Raw genomic sequence first — 1,897 nt, forward strand, 5'->3', positions numbered from 1 at the left:
ACAAATTCGTGCTTCAAACTCATGACGTTCTGTGCTTTCCATGGCATAGGGACCTCCCGGCTGATTCGCCGGAAAGTGTCAACCATGTCCCCGCACACCTGTCCACCATGTGTCCGGTCCGTACACGTCGCCAAAAGAAAAGTAAGCAAAAGAAAAGGCGACCCGACAGTCTGGGTCCCTTCGCTTCGCTCCGGGCAACCTGCGGTGCTCGGTCAAAGCGGGGTCTCGCTCGAACTCGCCTGCGGCTCAAACAATCGCGAGCCCTCATCCGCTTTGACCTGCGCTCCTCGGCCCAGCCTAACGGGTAGGGAGCGGAAACGGATGCGGGGAGACATGACGCGCGAAGCGCGTCATGTCGGACTCACGGGACTGTCATGTATGCACGCGGGTGCCGCACACGTTGCCAAATGAAGTCCCCCTCCATCGCCCAGCGGGGCGAGAGCAGGGGCTAGGGGTGGGAGTGGGGAGTCCGTCCTACTGTCCAGGGTGAACCGGGGACGCAGCGCGATACCAGCGAAAAAATTCAGGCCAGCGCTTTGGCCTTGTCCGCCTCCGTCGTGAACGAATCCGCATAAAACTCTTCAGCAGGCAAACCGCCGATCGCGCTGTAGTCGGCGCGGGCCGAGTCCACCACGATGGGGGCGCCGCAGGCATAGACCTGGTGGCCCGACAGGTCAGGGAAGTCCTGCAGCACCGACTGGTGTACAAAGCCGGTGCGGCCGGTCCAGTTGTCTTCCGGCAGCGCGTTGGAAATCACCGGCACGTAAGTGAGGTTGGGCATCTCGGCCACTTTGGCCATCACCCAGTCGTTCATGTACAGGTCGGCCGGGCGGCGACCGCCCCAGTACAGCACGGCGGGCCGCGTGATGCCCTTGAACTGCATGTGTTCGATCAATGCCTTGATGGGCGCAAAGCCTGTGCCCGAGGCCAGCAGCACCATCGGTTTGTCGCTGTCTTCGCGCAGGAAGAAGCTGCCGTAAGGCCCCTCGACGCGCAGGATTTCCTTTTCCTTCATGGCTGTGAACACGTGTTCGGTGAACTTGCCGCCGGGCATGTGGCGGATGTGCAGTTCCACCCCGGGGTTGTCGATTTGCGTGTGCGGCGCATTGGCCATGGAATAGCTGCGGCGGTCGCCATCGCGCAGCAAAAACTCCACATACTGGCCGGCGTGGTACTTGAAGACATCGCTGGCGGGCAGTTGCAGGCGGATCACCATCACGTCGTGCGAGGCGCGTGCCATGGTGTTCACCCGCGTCGGCATTTTCTTGATCGGGAACGCGCTTTCGTCGGTCACCTGGCGCGATTCCAGCACCACGTCGGTTTGCGCCACGCCGCAGCAGGTCAGGATGAAGCCGGCGGCTTCTTCCTCATGCGACAGCGCCTTGAGCTGGTGCGGACTGTGGACGACCGTGCCTTCGATTTTTTTGCATTTGCAGGAACCACAGGCGCCATCCTTGCAGCCATAGGGCATGCCTATGCCCTGGCGAATGGCGGCTGCCAGCAGTGCTTCATCCGGGCTGGCGGTGAACGATCGGCCGCTGGGCAGCACGGTGACGTTGAAAGTCATACTGGTTATCCTCTAACGTTGTCCTGCTTTTTTAAAACTCTGGCTGCTTTGCAGCAGATCCCCCAATTTTGCCTTCAAACCAAAGTCCCCTTGGCGCCCTGCCTTCACGCTTTCGCCGGCAGCGTGTCCTGATCGTTGGCTGTGGCGATGTCGGCCTGCGTGCCGCGCGCCTGCTGGTGCCGCGTGTGCGCGTGCTGGCACTGAGTTCGTCGCCGGAACGCAGACCTGAACTCCGCGCCCGGAACATCATGCCGCTGGCCGGCAACCTGGACCAGCCCGCCACCTTGCGCCGGCTGGCAGGGTTGGCGACCCGCGTGATCCACCTGGCAC

At 62.2% G+C, this 1,897-nt stretch carries 2 protein-coding genes; one reads left to right on the forward strand and one right to left on the reverse strand.

The window, feature by feature from the left end; translation table 11 throughout:
* Positions 1-523: 523 nt before the first annotated feature.
* A complete protein-coding gene (locus WA904_RS13905) occupies positions 524-1,567 on the reverse strand; it encodes a CDP-6-deoxy-delta-3,4-glucoseen reductase (RefSeq protein WP_425197717.1) in 1,044 nt (347 codons plus the stop codon).
* Positions 1,568-1,635: 68 nt separating this feature from the next.
* Between WA904_RS13905 and WA904_RS13910 the strand changes: the two genes are divergently transcribed.
* The coding region (locus WA904_RS13910; RefSeq protein ID WP_425197718.1) for an NAD-binding protein at positions 1,636-1,897 on the forward strand (262 nt) is incomplete at its 3' end.

The sequence above is a fragment of the Polaromonas sp. genome (genome assembly GCF_049790275.1).
In the GTDB taxonomy this organism is placed as follows: Bacteria; Pseudomonadota; Gammaproteobacteria; order Burkholderiales; family Burkholderiaceae_C; genus Polaromonas.